Raw genomic sequence first — 18,769 nt, 5'->3', positions numbered from 1 at the left:
TTAGTATCACTACAACATGAATATTATGAGGTTTTTTATGAGTACGGTCGTTGTATGGGGAGCAGGAAGTGGTCTAGGTGCTGCAATCGTTGAGCATTTTCACAAACAAGATTATCAAGTGATAGCCGTTGCGAGAAACCCAGAGAAGAACACGCGTTTAGCTGAACTTGGTATCACCACACTACGCTGTGATGCTACCGAAAAAGAACAAGTTGAATCTGTGGTCGCTCAGTTACCTAAATCGGCACTTATCGTTTCTAGCATGGGCAGCTTCAGAGCTGACATTCCTGTTGATTACATTGGGCACCGACATCTAACAGATGCGCTTGAAGCCAATGGTATCGCTCGATTTGTACTGGTAACGTCGTTGGGTTGTGGTGACTCTTGGCAGTATTTGTCGGAGCGATCTAGAAAAGGGTTTGGCGCAGCGGTTCGTGAAAAGTCGTTGGCTGAAGCTTGGTTAGCCTCGAGTTCTCTGGATTACACCATCTTACGCCCGGGTGGCTTGTTAGACGGCGAGGTAACTGGCAATGGTGAGCTGTCCCAGCAGGTCGAAGTTCATGGTGTGATTTACAGACAAGAAGTGGCGCGCCTTATCGAAGCCTTGTTAACCAATGAAGCGAGCATTGGGCAGATCTATCAGTGTGTTGATCCTACGGTTAAATATGGATAACGCTGTTAAGTCTAATTTTTAGTAAAGCCTTCAAGCGATAAGCCTATAAATCTGTGAAGCCGTTTAGTGAAATTAAGCGGCTTCTGTTTACTTCCTCTAATTTCTCTTTTCTCATCTTTTGCTGTCTCTTTCTGTCTTTTTCCATATGAGAGTGCCGCTCTCTTAATCTAGATTAAGTTTTCCCTGTCTTATTCTCTGTAGTATCCGCCTGAATCAGTGCCCATGCTTAATGGGTAACTCGCGTAATACGATTTTGAGAGGAAGACACTTGAGCACTTTGTTTACAGAAACCCACATTGGCAAGATGACACTAAAGAACCGCTTCATGAGAAGTGCAACGTGGGAAAATATGGCCACCGAAGATGGGCATATGACAGATAAACTTTACGCTATCTACGAAGAGTTGGCTCAAGGTGAAGTTGGCCTGATCGTGACGGGTTACGCGAACATCGTTGAAGAAGAAAAGCCGAATGCGGGCATGATGGGGATGTATAACGACTCATTCATTGAAGAGTATCAAAAGCTGACTCAACTTGTTCATGACAACGACTCTAAAATCGTGATGCAATTGGCTTATGGTGGCACGAAAACCACGCATGATCTTGGCGAACGAGTGATCTACGCACCAAGTGAGGTTCCAGAAAAAGGAACTCAAACACTAGGCAAAGCGATGACTAAAGACGAGATCGACTACATTGTTGATGCGTTTGCTCAAGCGTCTTTGAGAGCGCAAAAGTCAGGCTTTGATGGCGTTGAAATTCATGCCGCTCACACTTACCTGATTAATCAGTTCTTAAGCCCTTACTACAACCAACGTGAAGATGAATACGGCGGTAGCTTAGAAAACCGTATGAGATTCTTGTTAGAGATCTATACCGCAACGCGTAAGCTGGTGGGTGATGATTTCCCTATCTTGGTTAAGCTTACAGCTTCGGAGTTTTTTGAAGGTGGCGTGACCTTCGACGAAACACGTATTGTGTGTAAAAAGCTTGAACAAGTGGGCGTGGATGGTATTGTCGTGTCAGGTAATATTCATGGCAAAGCAGACACTATGATTGGCGAGTCGCACGATGGTTTTACCATTCAAGCTGAAGGCTACTTCCATGAGTATGGTCACGCGATCAGCCAAGACGTTAATATCCCTGTGATCACGGTTGGTGGCCTGACAGATTTTGATGCTATCGAAGCGATTGCAAACAACACAGGCATTGAATACTTCGCGCTTTCAAGACCGCTGCTGTCTGAACCGCATTTAGTGAAGCGTTGGAAAGAGGGTGACCGAAGCCCAGTTGAATGCGAACGATGCTCTAAATGTCGCACTAAGCGCGGTAACTTCTGCGTGGTGAATAAAGACAGAAAAGTACAGCTTGCTCGCATGTAGTCGCTGAACCCAGCTTCAAGCGAGAGCCGAAGTTTATAGCCGAGTCTAAGTTTGAGCCTGTGTAATCGCGCAGGCTCTTGTTTATTCCGTATTCCACGAAACGAAATTTGAAACCTTATTAATCACATCTTCCTGTCAAATTGGCGCGATTAAACAGATACACTATGCCTGTAAATTATCCAACCAAGTTATCGATAACAAACTGAGCAAACTGTGAAATTACTTCCTCTTCTTAAGCAACCTCGAATCCACTGACGACTCTTTAGTTTTAGCGACTTTGCTATGATTTAAGCGTGATACTCACTATTCATCCCAGTGAACCCTGTGTTGATAGGGCGTTAGTTCGCGCACCTTGGATTTGCATCGTCGAACACTTTGATATTGAAACGAATAAAACTAAATAGATCATTCAGAGGTAAAAATGCAAAAGAAGCATTGGTCCAAATTCGAGTTGCTGCATGAAGTCGTAACTAACCCCAATATTCACGTAAAAGGTCAACACAGTTATTACAGCGATTGCTGGGACAACGGTTTTGAACAATCGGTAGTTCGCTATTTACACGGTGACGAAGTCAGCCGCCAGTGGCAGCCTAGATGGAAAATCGACGAACTCTATATCGGCGATTATGTCTGTATAGGCGCAGAGGTTGTGATTTTAATGGGCGGCAACCATACCCACAGAGTAGATTGGTTTTCACTGTATCCATTTATGGATGTCATCGATGACGCCTACATTGGCAAAGGCGACACTCACATTGAAGATGGGGTGTGGTTAGGCATGCGAGCGATGGTGATGCCCGGTGTGACGATTGGCGAAGGCGCCGTAGTTGCAGCGAATAGTGTGGTGACTAAAGACGTCGCTCCCTACAGCATCGTCGGTGGCTCTCCAGCTAAAGTCGTCAAATACCGCTTTGATAAGTCCGTTATTGATGAGCTCATTTCATTCAAAATATACGAGTGGCCAGAAGCGAAGTTTGAAGCGTTGAGGAAGCATTTATGTGACTCAGATTTTTCAAAGTTAAAGCAGGCGATAACGGATTACGATAACTGTTTGTAAGGAGCGTTTGTAACGAGCGTTTTTAAGGTACGGGTATAGCCACAGATTTGTGTAAAAAGACCTGTGTCATATTTATCTTGAAAAACACGTTAAATCAGTTCGTTACCTTGCAATACCCAATATGGTGTACCAATCTTATTTCATAAGCATGGATAAGGATTGTGTATGCCCGCAAGTTCAATAAAAAACAAAGGGGTGGTAGGGAAAGTCCTACTGCCTTCTTTGCTCATAAATCTTCTTTCTCTCGCCGTTCCGCTAACGGTTTTACAAATTTACGATCGTATCTTACCTAACCAGAGTTATGGGACTGCTACTCTGCTATTAGCGGGTGCGACGTTGGCTGTCGCTATGGAAGCGCTAATCCGCTTTGTGCGAACTTGGCTTTTGTCTGCTGCGGCCAGTAACACCGAGAAAGCGACCTATCAAACTATGGTTGAAAGGGTGACTAATGCTTCATCAAGTCATCTTCGTCATTTAGGTGTTGGCGGTGTAGAAGAAGGACTCGGCTCTGTATCCAAAGTCAAAGATTGGTATTCCGGTGGTGTGATTGCAGGCTTTATTGATTTGCCTTTCGCATTGATCTTCTTGGGTTTGGTGGCTTACATCGGCGGTGAGCTGGTGGCGATACCTTTGGCAGTTTGGCTGATTACTCTCGGAATTGTCTGGTTATCTTCTATTCGCGTTAAAAGCCTAAGTGAAGAAGCTTCCCAAGATGAGCAGGAGCGAAAAGCGTTTTTGATTTTGCTAAGCCAAACCATTCAAGGAATCAAACGTCAGGCTGTTGAGTCTCGAATCTTCAATCAGTTTAAATCCCTCAACAACGTCCGTTCTCAGTCTAAAGCGAGAGAAGAGGAACAGAATGCCTTTGCCCAAGAGTGTATTCAGCTTGCAGCATTAGCGACGTCAGTTTTACTCGTGATTACTGGCAGTTTGTGGGTGTTGGATGGCCAGTTAACCACAGGTGGATTGGCGGCATGTTCTATCTTATCTGGTCGAGCAGTTGCGCCGTTGAGTGCTTTAGTGGGAGTTCGAATCAAGCTTAATTCAATACACAGTGCCAATCAGGCAATAGAAAAATTGAGTGACTTATCATTATCGGAATCTTCAGATTCTGAGCAAGTTGAGAACCACTTATCTGACTTTGAGACGTTGGAAATCAAGCAAGCGACCGTTGAAAGATACGGTGAACTCGCTCATGCAGATGTCACATTGAATAAAGGTGAGTTGGTATTGTTAGAGAGTGAAGACCGCCACACCAACAGTCATTTATTGTCGTCGATTGCAGGTATTGATGATCTGAAAGCGGGTGAGTGCTTCATTAACGGAGCTGCAGTTTCAATCGCATCCGTAACCAATATTGCGGCCTACTGTGGCGTTAAAGGGCAGTTGGTGTCAGGTACTATTCTCGACAACTTGTGCGGGTTTGATCCTGAGAGAACACATAGCGCCAGTGACTATGCTAAGCGTTTGGGTTTAACCAAGGAAATCACTCGATTACCCGATGGGCTAGAGACACAAATTGGCCATACGAGTGCTTCTTTGTTGAGTATGGGTAACGTGAAAATGCTCAATATCGCGGCTCAATTGGCAAGTGATAAGCCCATTATCATGTTAGAAAGGCCAGATTCCTCGCTTGATTTAGATGCCCTTGGAAACCTAGCGAAGGTGTTGGAAGAAGAAGTGGCGGCAGGACGGACGATACTGATGGTGAGCTACCATTCTAAACTTCGCGAATTGGCTAATCGAATCATTACAGTGGAAAGTCGAACTATTGCTGTCGACAGCGAGAACAACCAGGAGGCCGTCGTATGAATCGTTTAGATACTGGTAACCCTTCAGATACGAACAACCGTACAGATACGAATGGTCGACAAGAGGTGATGAATCATTTAGAACATGAAAGCCTTTCGGTTCTTAAACAGTTGGAAGTGAATGCGAATATCCAGTTGTTCGCACATCAATGGGTCGATGAAAATGGGATTGAATTAATCGACGATATGTTTGCCTTGTTCGATAGGCTTGCATTGCCCTATCGCTTGGTTGCCAACCTAGATGAAGTTGGCGAGCATAAATTAGTCTTACTGGTGCTTGGTGAAAATGAGCTGGTCTCTGGTCATTTAGAATCCAAACAATTTGTTGCTTTTAACGCCAATGACGACATCACCGATGTCCCGCAGTTTTGCATCGTTATCGAAGGTCCACCATTGGAGAAGGCTTCTCCTGATTGGGTTGGCGAAAGGTTACATGCGTTTCGTTCCATCATTCCTAAATTGTTGTTGGTCAGTTTTATCACCAACTTGTTTGCACTTGCTGTCCCCTTCATCACGATGTCGATTTATGACCATGTGATTGGCGGTGACGCAGGACATGAGCTGCAAGGTATCGCCATTGGCGCGGCGTTGTTGTTTGTGATGATGGGTTGGTTGAGAACATTACGTAGCCGAGTGTTTGCTTCAGTTTCGAACCGAGTAAGTCGTGAGATTTCTCAATCCCTCGTGCAGCGTCTGCTTCGTAATAGCTATGCTCAAAATCAGCAAACAGCTTCTTCTAGTCAGCAAAACCAAGTGATGCTGTCAGAACGTATTTCAGGTGTGCTATCGGGGCCATTAGGAAATGCTCTGTTTGACTTACCATTCATTCTTATTTTTGTACTTGCGATAGGTGTTTTAGGTGGATGGTTGGTACTGGTTCCAGTCGTCTCTTTAATCCTTTATTACTTGCTAGCAAAACGTTCGATACGCTCTAGCAGCAAGCGCTCGATGCAATCGACAGTGGCAGGTACGAATCGTCAAAACATGACTAATGAGCTGTCATCCAAGCTTGCCTTTATTCGCAGTGCTGGATTCTCAGAGCACTGGATTCAACGTTTCAAAAAGGCCAATCTTCTTGCTTCAACAGTGACCTTTAATCAATCGGTTCTCCAGAGCCGGTACACCTCGATTTACTATTTCATTGGTGTGGGTTCGACACTCGCCGTGATGGGGTTAGGAATAGGACTTATTTTTGAACAAGTGATGACCCCTGGTGGTTTGATTGCTTCAATGATGTTGATATCTAAAGTAACGGGTCCTGCTCAGGTGTTGGCAAACAGTGCGATGCGTTTTAATAGCTTTAATCAATCCAAGCTGCAAGTGAACCGTATTTTGTCTCAGCCGTCTGAGCGTGAATTCAGTTACCAGCATCACCCGTTACCTGTGGTAGCGCCTAACTTGAAATTAGATCAAGTGACACTGCGCTATCCCAAACAGAGTCGCCCTGCCTTGAATGGTGTGAGTTTTGATATTGAAGCCGGTGAAATTGTCGCGATTACCGGCCCTTCTGGGAGCGGTAAATCAACATTAATTGAAGTGCTGTCTGGCTTGCAGCCTATCCAAAACGGGATGGTCGAGCTTGAAGGCGTTAACCTCGTTCAATATGATCCGCAGCTTTATCGCCACTGGTGTTTCATTCGAGCTGCATATCCTGATTTGCTTACGCTGAGTATTCGAGAGTGGCTAAACGACGGTCACAAAGTCGAAGATCAGAAAATGATCTCTGCAATTGAAATGGTCGGCGGAAAGCGTTGGTTCGAGACATTATCAGGTGGGCTCGATACTTCCATCAGCAGTATTCAGCCGGACAGCCTTTTTGACATGTTGTCTGGCAGCGTCGCGCAGATCCTCATTGATGCAAAAGCGCTGGTTTATGACTACCCAATGTTCTTAATGGATAATCCTGTGCCTGATGCTCACCCAAATGCTAAACGTATATTTGGTGAGTTTGTGCAGTCGAAAAAAGGAAAAGCAACGGTGATTTACACGTCCCACGATCCGGATTTAATCAAGCTTGCCGATAAAGTGGTGGTATTAAATGAAGGTACAGTGGTTTATGCCGGTCCATTAGAGCCGGAGCAGTCTTCGAAGCAGGAACAGCCTTCAGAGCCTCAAGCTTCCCAAGAACAATCAGAGTCTAAGCAAGGAGTCGCTAATGGCTAAACAATCTATCGAGAAGGGCAAGCGCTACGGTGAACTTGTTGAATCACAAAATACGGCTCGTACATTGGCATTGGCGACGTGGTCAGTTGCTTTGTGTGTTATCGCTTTTGCCACTTGGTCTGTCGTCACCCAAGTTGATGAAATTGCTAAAGCCAAAGGCGCAGTTATTCCAGAAGGCGAGAAGCAGGTACTTCAAAGCGCGATTGGCGGTAAATTAAAGCAAATTCTGGTTAAAGAAGGTCAGCTGGTCGAGAAAGGCCAGCCGCTTGTTGAGTTTGATGCGACCTTCCAACGTACCGCTCTTGAAGAATTGAAATCCCAACAAGTGACGCTTCTAGCCAGTGTAGAGCGTATGAATGCTCTGCTAGAACAGCGTGAGCCAAACCTTGCTGAGTTCGAGGTCGATTACCCAGAGATCGTTAGCCAACAAAAAGCGCAGCTGAACGCACAAAAAGCCCTCTATTTTCAAAAGCGTGTGGTACTTGAGAAAGAGAGCGAGCAGATTGCAGAGCAGCTTCGCAGTGTAGACAAGTCATTGCCTAGCTACGAGAAAGAGCTGAATGCGACCAAGCAAGAGTTGAACATACTGGAGAAGGGTTATAAAGCGGGTAACATTTCACGTTTACGTGTGCTTGAAATGCGACAAAAACTGGCCAGTATCGAACAGAAAATCGAAGAAGCTCGTGGTAAGAAAGCTGTGTTAATCAAGCAAGCAGACAGCACAGAGCAAAAAATTGAACAGCTTTTAGCAGAGGCAAAGGCGAAGGTCAGTGACGATCGTTCTAAAGCCGTATCTGACTTATCAGCACTGAATGCCAGAGTTCGTTCAAGCCAAGCTAAATTGACGAACACTATGTTAGTGTCACCGCTACAAGGCTTGGTGCAAAGCCTGCCAAGCACGCAAAACGGTGGTGTTATTCAGCCGGGTGGCACTGTGGTCGAAATCGTTCCTGTTGGCGGGAAAGCCGACTTTAAAGCTCGTTTGTCGCCAAGAGATATTGGTTTTGTGAGTGTAGGGCAGCCGACTCGTATCAAGATTGATGCGTTTGATTACAGCCGCTTTGGTGCACTAAAAGGGGCGGTTGAGAGTATTTCACCGACCACCAGTCAAAGCGAGCGTGGCGAGATCTATTATGAAGTCGTCGTGTCGGTTGATACGCCATACTTCCGCGATAACCCAGAGAGCTTTTCTATTTTGCCAGGTATGACGGGTGAGGTAGACATCACAACCGGTGAAAAATCTGTGTTCCAGTATTTATGGAAACCGATCTACACCAATGTGAGTGTCGCATTTGGTGAAAGGTGATCGTTATATAGAGTCGCTGAGAGTAAACGAATAACAACAGCAAATAATAAAAAGGGAGCACATTATGTGCTCCCTTCTGTTTAGTCTCGTTATCGGTTAACTATTTGGATCAATGTCTGGTAGCCCGTCTACGTCGTTGTGATGATGGTGCTCATCATCTTGGTTATGGTTGATGTTTGCATCATGGTGTTCCAGCGCGTCTGACATATCCAAGTGCGCTTGGTCATGTGTTACTGCATCTGGTTGGTCGACTTGTGCAAGTACGATATCCATATCCGCAGGTTGATCATGAACCGTTGTCGATGTCGCATCGGGTTTAATGCCCAATGCATCCAGATAAGCGGCTGCACCATGGTGACTGGTTTTCTGATCGGGTTCTTGATGGATCTGCTGGGTTAAATCTAGATTACTATCATCGCTTAGTGTGACCGTAAAGTCGGCTTGCGAAGCCATGTCTGGCTCGTCATGTTGTACAGGAGGCGGTGGTGGGGGAGCTGGGTGTGATGTATGGACCAAAGGTGTGATTGTCATATCAACCACTTCAGTTCCAACTGTCAGCTTTCCACTATGTCCAGGTCCATGACTGAGTATCTGGATATTCACATGGGCGACAACTTCATCTTGATTTGTCCCTTGCAATGCTACTTCAAATTTATCTTCATGTTGACCTATACCAGAAGCGCTGCCATGAGGGCCCGTGTGAACTTGGGCTTGCTCTTGATAATGTAAATGACCAGTCTGAGGGTCAATGGTTAATGTACCGTATTGGCCATGATGGCTAGTGACGTACTGTCCGTTAGGTAAATGGATTCGCCAACCGCTTTGTGCTGTTGGTACCGGAGTTAATGAAGGTAATAGTGGTGGAACCCCAAGCGTGCCAGATACTTGGTGGCTTCCGGATGGTGGTCTGACAATGATAGGTTCAGGAATAGCGCTTGCAGCGAAACCTTGGCTACCTGCGGTATTACCGTGTTCGTCAGTCATTGTTGCTTGTACATTAGAACCGGGATGAACTTCAATTTGTATTCCATGCTGAAGAGTATGAGCATCTAATACATGATCCTGACCGTTAACGACAAGATGCTCACCGATTTTTGCATCACCGGGAGGCGTAACGGTTGCTGTGATCGTGTTTGCCTGTCCTCGGGCGATTTCAGCTTTACTGTATAAGTTGTCTGCCCCTGCGTTTTCAAAAGTAATCGTAGGAACGCTAACCTGTGTATCGACTTGGTAAGTAACATCTGCAGTGGCATGAGCGCTATTACCTGCGGTATCTGTTACCGCTACTGATGCCTCTATTTTTTGGTCAGCATCAGCGATGAGTTCACTGCCAGGTACGGCAATTGAATAGTGTCCTTTTGCATCGACCACGCCAGTATGCTGTGTCCCATTTACATCTAAAGTCACAATGTCGCCTGTATTAAAATCGCCAGAAACGGATCCGGTGATGTCAATGGAGCTGTTGGATTCTTGAGCATTAATCACATTGTCGGCGGTAATCGGGTCTGATTGAATACCGACGTGTACTTGCGTATCTATATGGACAGACAGAAGCGAAGAAGTTGCAGGCATCACTGATGAAGGAGCCAATGCTTTGGCGGATAGATTATGATCGCCATTCGACAAGCTGCTTACTGAAACACTATATTGGCCAGAGGCATCAGATACCACGTGTCCAACGGGTGTGGAACCATCGTAAATCGTGACTTTCGAGAATGGAATATCAGTGTGTCCGGTAATCGTTGGCGTAGTGTCGTTGGTAAGGTTGTCAGTGTTCGACGAACCCGAGTCACTCGTTGATGCCAAATCCAATGTCACCGAGTTTGTTGTCGCTACGTTGGTGACCATTTGCACAGTTGGTAGTGTCGTTGTAACCGTAGGTTGTTGAGGCACTGTGGTTGATATGACTAGGCCACCCGTTGGTGACATGGTGACATGCCCCGAGGCATCAAAGGTGATGAATTTCGAATCATCCGTATGGCCGTCACTGACTTTTACTTCGAATACATCGACACCATGATAGGAGTTGGTGGCAGAGTTATAACTCATCCCTGTGATAGACGTATTTGGTGTGTAGACGTAGTCACCAGTGTTTGGATCTACCGACAATGAACCGAATTGCCCTATTGAACTGACAATAGAGAAGGTATGAGTGTCATTAGTGTCTAAATCTGTTTCTATCAAGGTGCCAGATACATTACTCGATTGCTGCACATTTAAAATTGGTGCATCGTTGGTACCATGAATGGTGACCGTAATAATATGTGAAGTCCCATCTTTAGAATTAACAGTAACAGTGTCAGTTAGAGTTTCACTTACGCCTAAGCTCTGAACTTCAGGTTTGCGGTTATCAATGTAATAGTTCCAGTTGCCATGCTGATCTATTTCCAGCTGGCCCCCCAATGTTGATTGGTAAGGTGCCCATTCAGGATGAGCCGAAGCCGTCATTAATGTTTTAAAATCGAAGCCTGATTCACCGGCATCCGTATCTGTTGCAGCTAGTGTTCCGCGTGCCTCGAGCATATAAGCATAGTTTCCTTGTACGGAAACATGGGCGTTGTGATCTTCGGTGACATTTCCTGTATCGACACCACCAAAAACAGCAGCATCATTAACAGCAGCAAGCGTTGTGTTTGCTCCTGTATGAGCAATACCACAGTGTCTATCAGCAACATCATAAGTGAAGTGGACTGCCCCGTTGTAATTAGGGTTGGGATTAAAGGTGAAACTGCCATCTGAATTTGATACCAAACTACCGTGGTCGGCCGTCAAGTTTTGAACGTGTAACCAACCTCTATCGTTTGCATCAACATCGGTAGCATTGGCGATTAATTCAGCTTGGGTAATATGTATTGAAGTATCTTCCTTACCTGAAGGTAAAGTGACCTCACCGCTAACTGTTGGTACATCATTATTGCCATGCACAACAACCGATACACTTTTCGAAACGTGGCTACCATCAGTAGACACGGCCTCAACCGTAAAGTGCTCCCAATATTCGTCGCCGTCTCCTAGTTTTGTCGCTTTGCTCTGATCAACGTCATAATGCCATTGCCCATCTGCACTTAGATGGAACGTTCCATACTGACCGCTAATGCCACCTGTTGGTGTTTGTGTCCAGCTCACCGTATCGTGGAGATCAACATCGTGTGCGACTACATTGCCGGAAACTGAAGCACCTATTTGGGCATTTTCTACGACATGACCGAGTTCTGAATTGGAATCGATGACGACCCCATCCTCTGTGCCGTTAACCTTAACCGTAATAGGAAATTCAGTACCATCGGTTGCTATTAGTTTTATAGATTCGGTTAATGATTCGCCATGCTTTAATTCTTGAACATGAACATTATTATTGTCGCCAATATAACTCCAAGAATGCTCACCTTTGTGAGATCCACTTGCGATAGTGTGGAACTGGAATTTGCCATAAGGAGTCGTAACATCTAGGTCACTGCCTATATTCCATGTGTATTGTTTGCCTGCAAATTTAACCGTGACTTGAGTGTTAGGGCTGTCTACATCAGTAACTTGTAGCGCTTGCCAATCTACAGCATCCATAATATTGGCATTCGTAGACATATGAGTGGCGATATCTTCAGTTGCAACACCATGATCAATGCCAGAAATAATGGTTTTGTCATCGACAGCAGCAAGTGTCGTACTCGCTCCAGTATGCGCAACACCACCATGCGCATCTTTTACATCGTAACTAAAATGAACTTGGCCGTTATAGTCTTTGGTTGGGGTAAAAGTGTAGGTGCCGTCTTTGTTATCTTGAATAGAACCATGATCGGCATGAAGGTTCGCAATCGTCAGCTTGCCTAAGTCATTCGCATCTACGTCGACAGTATTGGCAAGAAGCTCTTGAGTAGTCAACGATACTTGCGTGTCTTCTTTACCACTATTAAGTTGTACTTCACTATTGCAATAAGGCCTATCGTTGTCACCATGTATCGTGATAACAATATCATGAGTAGTACCGTCTTTACTTTGTATCGTTATCGTATCAGTGAGTGTCTCATTTGCACCAAGTTGATCAATCGTCGATCCTACATTTGTTGTTAATCCACCATTTACATCAGCAGTGCCGGTTGCAACACCATAAAACCATTTACCATCTGTATTAAGAATCAAATGGCCATATTTTCCATGATAGGTATAACCAATACCTTTAGAATCAAAACTATTCTCGCCGGTATCTGGATCGATGATTGTTAGTTGCCCCTCAACATGAATCATACTATTAGTTAAATGTGCCATACCTGGCTGGGCAAAGTCTGGCGACATATCAGGGTTTCTGTTTTCATAAACATCGCCAGTATCCACACCTGATATAACGGCTTTATCTCCCACCGCATCAATATGAAGTGTGTTAGTAGCCTCTTGAGAGTCGGTATGCCCATCGTTAACAGTATATTTAAACTGAACATCGCCATTGAAATCTTGCGCAGGGACTAACTGAAGTTTACTGATGTCAGCTGTAGGGATCTGTTGTCCCGCTGTAACATCGTGTCCATCAAGTAAAAACTTACCTTGTGTTGCTGGCGGAAGATCTGTGATTGCTATGGAATGTAGCGTATCGCCGGAGTCGATATCATTGAATCCAAATTGGCTGGCTTGCATTTGGTAGTGCGTGTCTTCAGTGCCATGTGCAAGTGTTGTCGCAATGATGGTCGGCTGATCATTGGTGCCTGTCACCGTTATTGTTATATCGTGGGCAGTGTGGTCTGCAGAATAAACACGATATACAACCTTTTCTACTTCACCTTCAGCTAATGATTGCAAGCGACTGTTTGAAACCTCATACCCCCAACTTCCAGCTGGAGTTATTCTTAGATCTCCACCAAAGGGGTCATGTATCGCTTTCTCACCAAATTGGTTAAACCGGAAATGATCTTCGCCTGTGTCAGGATCAGTTACAGACAAAGAGCCTGATATTGCAATCTTTTGAGCTGAGCTGTGCCCGACATTATGATCTTCAATAATCGTTCCTGCATCATTGCCAGAAATCACAGCAGAATCACGGGTGGGAGTGAGAGTTATTGAGGCTGATGTAGCGACACTTCCACCATGTGTATCCTGCACATCATAGGTAAAGGAGACTTTGCCGTTGTAATCTTGTGTAGGATGAAAGCTGAAGGTTCCGTCATGGTTATCGGTGATATTGCCATGGTCGGCGGTGAGATTGGCCACAGAGAGTTGCCCTGCATCATTATGATCAATATCTGTCGCATTGGCTAACAAATCAGACGCGTGTAGTACAACATCCGTATCTTCAGTACCAGCCGCAAGTGTAATTGCGGAGCTAACAACGGGAGCATCATTGTCACCTTGGATAGTGACTTGAATTTGATGAGGTGTACCATCAGCAGAACGCACAGTAACAGTATCAATTAACGTTTCATTACTACCGAGAGATTGAATCTTTGCGAGGCTATTATCAATCTCATAGCGATATGAACCATTGGATTGAAGAATGAGTTTTCCACCTTCCTGAGTCGTATATCCGGTATTCCATGTGCCTGTTTGTTGGTTTTGATGAAGATTCCCATCAAAATGATCTTCTCCAGCATCGGCGTCAGTAATGGTCAATTGGCCGTTGTATATGATCGTATTACCGGAGTTTAGGGTAAGGTTATGATCCTCTTGAACAGTAAAGGTGTCTTGTCCGCCAATTGTTGCACCGTCATTCGTTCCGTGTACAACTAACATTAGAGTCTTCGTATCCGTACCACCATTATGGTCATCCACTTTTACCTGAACATGTATAACTTGGTCATTGTTTGCTCCCAAGTTTTGATAACTGGCATGGGAGGGGTCAAAAGTGTAACTACCATCATTGTTAAAGGTTAAGCCATCTACAGGTTTATTGATAGTGAAGGTATGCGTGTCTTTTGTATCCACATCCGTGGCATGCATCTGACCAGATAAAAGAGTTCCACCTTCAGTTACCGATTGTGATTGGGCAGAGAGGACTGGTTTATCATTGGTCCCCTCAACGGTAAACTCCACTTTGTGTTGAGTTCCATCAACGCTGTGAATGGTATACTCCTCTTTGAGTGTTTCACCCTCTGAGAGATGTTGTACTAAATAATTACTTATATGGTAGTAATAGTTACCATTACTATTCACCTGAAGATCTCCCCCATGAGACCCTTGATAAATACCACCATAGAGCACATCTGGGAATTGCGACTGTGCAGGACCATCAGGGTCAACAACATGGAATACACCAGAAGCTCCAAGGAGATACCCTCCTGAGATATCCACATTGATATCCTCTTTAACCCCAGAACCTGAGCCTGTAATAACCGCCGCATCACTGGTTGGTGCTAACGTCATACTCGCTGAAGTCGCTGTACTGCCAGCATGTGCATCTTTTACATCATAGGTAAAAGAGACTTTGCCATTATAATCTCGGGCAGGATGAAAGGTAAAAGTACCGTCATGATTATCGGTGATTTTACCATGGTCGGCGGTGAGGTTGGCCACTGAGAGTTGCCCTGCATCATTGTGGTCGATGTCTGTAGCGTTGGCGAGTAAATCAGAAGCGTGTAGAACGACATCTGTATCTTCAGTTCCTGCAGGAAGAGTTGTTACCGAAGAAACCTTAGGGTCATCATTTGTACCGTGGATTGTGATCTGAATTTCATGACTTGTTCCATCGACACTGTGGATTGTCACCTTATCGACAAGAGTCTCTGTTGACCCAAGATTTTGAATTTCTGGTTTACGATTATCAATTGTATAAGTATAAGTGCCATCTTGTTGTAAAAGTACCCACCCACCCATTTTTGTATCATAGCCAATTCCGTGATAGGTGTGGCCTCTTTGAATATCAAACTGAGCTTCACCTTGGTCGGGGTCAACAATATCTAATTTTCCATCAAAATGAAGATTATATTGTGTATCAATATAACCACGATCTTCTGTCACATTCCCTTGATCAATTCCAGTAATAGTCGCAGCATCGCCAGTTGCTTGTAAGTGTAAATTCGCGCCTGTTGCAGTGATACCACCATGCGCATCTGTCACGTCATAAGTGAAGTGCACTTGGCCGTTGTAGTCTTTGGTTGGTGTGAAAGTGAAGGTACCGTCTTGATTATCTAGAATAGATCCATGATCGGCATGAAGATTCGTAATCGTCAGTTTGCCTAGGTCATTGGTATCTACATCTATGGTGTTTGCCAATAGCTCAGTTGCAGTGAGGGTTTGGGCAAGATCTTCTTTTCCGCTGTTGAGCTGCACTTCTGAAGAACAGTATGGGCGGTCGTTATCGCCATGAATGGTGACAACGATATCGTGTGTGGTGCCATCTGCAGATCTAACGGTGACAGTATCGGTTAGTGATTCACCTTTACCCAGATGATCAATAGCTCTGCCGGTTGCATCTTGGCCGATGGAAGCATAGTAGGTCCAGTCCCCGTTAGTTTGAAGTATGACACGACCATGAGTGCCGTAATAAGTGCCTGTTTGGGCATAGCTTTCACCGGCATCAGCATCCACTACCGATAGGTGGCCATCGGTATGGATTTCATCGTTCCACAATTTCCCTATGTTTCCGTGCTGATGATCAGGTGAACGGTCATCAACATAACCGCCAGTCATACTGCCGTCTGGCGCGGTAAAAGTGTGTCCTTCATGGACATCGCCTGTCGATGTCCCCATTATCACCGCAGTATCATTGGTGCCATTCACTGTGATCGTTACTTGATGTGACGTCCCATCAGCAGAATGAACGGTAATAGTATCGGTGGCGGTTGCTCCTTTTCCTAACGCTTGAACTGTAGGATTTGTGTTATCGAGGTCGTAAGTCCAAGCACCAGAATCGGTCAGATGTAGAGTCCCTAAGCTGCCTGCAACATCTGTGTTTGAGAAGTGTGCCTCGCCAGTATCTACATCAGTGACAGTCAACGTACCGGATGTTTGCAATTGAGATTCTTCGGTTACCGCACCTGAGTTGGTGCCACCAATCACAGCAGTATCATTGGTGCCATTTACCGTAATCGTAACTTGATGCGGCGTGCCGTCAGCAGAATGGACAGTAATAGTATCAGTGGCTGTTTTATTCACGCCTAACGCTTGAACGATAGGATTTGTGTTATCGAGGTCGTAAGTCCAAGCACCTGAGTCGGTCAGATGTAGAGTCCCCAAGTTGCCTACTATATCTGTGTTGGAGAAATGTGCCTCGCCAGTATCGATATCAGTGACAGTCAACGTACCGGATGTTTGTAATTGAGATTCTTCAGTCACCGCACCTGAGTTTGTCCCACCGATTAAAGCAGCATCATTGGTGCCATTCACCGTGATAGTCACTTGATGAGGCGTGCCATCAGCAGAATGAATCGTAATAGTATCGGTGGCGGTTACTCCTTTTCTTAATGCTTGAACTGTAGGGTTTGTGTTATCGAGGTCGTACGTCCAAGTACCAGAATCGGTCAGATGTAGAGTCCCTAAGCTGCCTGCAACATCTGTGTTGGAAAAGTGTGCTTCGCCAGTATCTACGTCAGTGACAGTCAACGTACCAGAGGTTTGAAGCTGAGATTCTTCGGTGACAGATCCTGAGCTTGTTCCACCAATAATTGCTTTGTCGTTAGTGCCATTCACCGTGATCGTAACTTGATGCGGCGTGCCGTCAGCAGAATGGACAGCAATAATATCAGTGGCTGTTTTATTCACGCCTAACGCTTGAACGATAGGATTTGTGTTATCGAGGTCGTAAGTCCAAGCACCTGAGTCGGTCAGATGTAGAGTCCCTAAGTTGCCTACGATATCTGTGTTGGAGAAATGTGCCTCGCCAGTATCTACGTCAGTGACAGTCAACGTACCGGATGTTTGAAGCTGAGATTCTTCGGTGACAGATCCTGAGCTTGTTCCACCAATAATTGCTTTGTCGTTAGTGCCATTTATCGTAACCATAACTTGATGCGCTGTACCATCAGCTGAGTGAACAGTGACGGTGTCTGTCGCAGTTGAACCTTGGCCAAGCCTTTGAACTACTGGGTTATTGTTGTCTAAACTGTATGTCCACGCACCGTCTTTGGTGATGCTGAGCGTACCGAAATTACTAGTCACTTGTGAGGCTTGAAAGTGGTCCTCCCCAAGATCAGAGTCCGTTACTGAAAGCTGTCCTTGGACTTGTGTCGTTAAATCTTCAGTTAACGTGCCAGCATCCACGCCTGTGATAACAGCATTGTCATCGTTGCCACCTATCGTCATATCGATCGTTTGCGGTGTGCCATCTTTGGTGTGAATAGTGAAACTTTCGTGAAGTGAAGTGGCTGCGGTTAACGCTTGAACGTTAGAAAGAGAGTTATCAACTTGATACTGCCAGTGTCCATCAGCATCGATAGTTAATGAACCATACTTCCCAGAGATAACTTCCGGCTTCACCGAACTTTCATTTTGATCAGGGTCTATGACATCAATTTTACCGTTGGCATGTAACAAGCCTTGTGAATCAATATTATGATCTTCTGTGACGACACCAGTTAAGTCTCCTGAAATACTTGGCGTATCTTGTTTACCTGTGACCGGAACTTGAACAATGACACTCGAGCCGTTAGATAGATGCAACAAGAAATGATCAGTGCCTTGTTGGTGCTGATTCAACAGGATGTATTGAGGCGATTTTGGGTTTAATACAAATGTGTATTGACCATTTGCATCGACATGAAGCTCTCCGTAGGTACCTTTTATGACTTCTGGCATGAAAGTGACGGGTAAAGCGGGCGTTGTAGGCGCATTCGAATGAGTCGGCTGACCGTTACTTCCTGATGAGATAGTCGGCATCGATACCGAAGGAATGTAATGGACTTGCGGGTGAGAAAGCGTCGATAAATGATGAGAAGGAACCAAGTGAGAGCTCGAACCATGGGCGGCATGACTTGCACTTAAGGTCGAGTTTACGTCGCTGTCGCTCGTTTGAGCCTCTTGATGAGTAACCGCTGATGAGTCCGTTCTTCCATGGTCGTCGCTGACATCTTTTTCTGTCACGCTATTTGCGGCTAGTTGATCTGCGGTATCACCGGAGCTGTCTATATCCTCGGCAGCCGCGTGTTTAGCCAATGATGGCAGTATCATCATGAGTGATTGAAAAAGCGGGATATTAACTTTTAGGTGTGAATGCAGTCTGAGCTTCTTTTTTTTGGTTGGCTTCTTTTGTTCTAGCTCGTTACTTTTCTTATTTTTGATTTCTGTATTTTTCTTGTTTGCTTCGACGTTTTTTTTGTTAGCCATTTTTCTCATCCGTGAATCGTGGTTGCACTATTTTAAGTAAAATACACAGATAGAGGTTTCGCTAGCTAATTGGATAATTTTTAAAGAAAAAACTGTAAAGTCGAAGAATTATCTCGTTTTGATGTAACGAGACGAA

General features: G+C 45.0%; 7 protein-coding genes. 6 read left to right on the top strand and 1 reads right to left on the bottom strand.

Annotated features, from left to right (window positions below; all coding sequences use genetic code 11):
* Positions 1 to 37: 37 nt before the first annotated feature.
* The 6 genes from MSG34_RS00635 to MSG34_RS00610 all read left to right on the top strand — a co-directional run bounded on the left by MSG34_RS00635 (position 38) and on the right by MSG34_RS00610 (position 8,391).
* Positions 38 to 673, top strand: a complete 636-nt coding sequence (locus MSG34_RS00635) for an SDR family oxidoreductase (protein WP_248335983.1) — start codon at positions 38 to 40, stop codon at positions 671 to 673.
* 268 nt (positions 674 to 941) lie between these two features.
* Positions 942 to 2,054 carry an NADH:flavin oxidoreductase gene (locus tag MSG34_RS00630; RefSeq protein ID WP_050620719.1) on the top strand — a complete coding sequence of 371 codons (1,113 nt, stop codon included), beginning with the start codon at positions 942 to 944 and terminating at the stop codon, positions 2,052 to 2,054.
* Positions 2,055 to 2,475: 421 nt separating this feature from the next.
* On the top strand, positions 2,476 to 3,111 hold the full coding sequence (locus MSG34_RS00625) for a CatB-related O-acetyltransferase (RefSeq protein ID WP_086774807.1): 636 nt from the start codon (positions 2,476 to 2,478) through the stop codon (positions 3,109 to 3,111).
* A 165-nt stretch (positions 3,112 to 3,276) separates the two neighbouring features.
* Positions 3,277 to 4,923 (top strand): ABC transporter transmembrane domain-containing protein, encoded by a 1,647-nt coding sequence (locus MSG34_RS00620; protein ID WP_248335982.1) that lies wholly within the window; start codon positions 3,277 to 3,279, stop codon positions 4,921 to 4,923.
* Positions 4,920 to 7,085, top strand: coding sequence for an ABC transporter transmembrane domain-containing protein (locus tag MSG34_RS00615; protein ID WP_248335981.1), 2,166 nt, complete (start codon positions 4,920 to 4,922; stop codon positions 7,083 to 7,085). Before MSG34_RS00620 ends, MSG34_RS00615 begins: the two co-directional genes overlap by 4 nt.
* Entirely contained in the window at positions 7,078 to 8,391 is a 1,314-nt protein-coding gene (locus tag MSG34_RS00610; protein ID WP_048615391.1) for an HlyD family type I secretion periplasmic adaptor subunit, read from the top strand. The genes MSG34_RS00615 and MSG34_RS00610 overlap by 8 nt, the downstream gene beginning before the upstream one ends.
* A 96-nt stretch (positions 8,392 to 8,487) precedes the next feature.
* Here MSG34_RS00610 and MSG34_RS00605 read toward each other — a convergent pair whose 3' ends face one another.
* A complete protein-coding gene (locus MSG34_RS00605; RefSeq protein WP_248335980.1) occupies positions 8,488 to 18,633 on the bottom strand; it encodes a VCBS domain-containing protein in 10,146 nt (3,381 codons plus the stop codon).
* Positions 18,634 to 18,769 lie beyond the last annotated feature (136 nt).

It is taken from the genome of Vibrio sp. 1CM2L (genome assembly GCF_023161695.1).
Lineage (GTDB): Bacteria > Pseudomonadota > Gammaproteobacteria > Enterobacterales > Vibrionaceae > Vibrio > Vibrio coralliirubri.
Note: the sequence above shows the minus strand (reverse complement) of the source record. Positions and strands in the feature narration are given on the sequence as shown.

Coding starts and splice junctions, on each gene's coding strand:
- MSG34_RS00635 (WP_248335983.1), top strand. CDS start 38: ATGAGTACGGTCGTTGTATGGGGAGCAGGAAGTGGTCTAGGTGCTGCA.
- MSG34_RS00625 (WP_086774807.1), top strand. CDS start 2,476: ATGCAAAAGAAGCATTGGTCCAAATTCGAGTTGCTGCATGAAGTCGTA.
- MSG34_RS00620 (WP_248335982.1), top strand. CDS start 3,277: ATGCCCGCAAGTTCAATAAAAAACAAAGGGGTGGTAGGGAAAGTCCTA.
- MSG34_RS00615 (WP_248335981.1), top strand. CDS start 4,920: ATGAATCGTTTAGATACTGGTAACCCTTCAGATACGAACAACCGTACA.
- MSG34_RS00610 (WP_048615391.1), top strand. CDS start 7,078: ATGGCTAAACAATCTATCGAGAAGGGCAAGCGCTACGGTGAACTTGTT.
- MSG34_RS00605 (WP_248335980.1), bottom strand. CDS start 18,633: ATGGCTAACAAAAAAAACGTCGAAGCAAACAAGAAAAATACAGAAATC.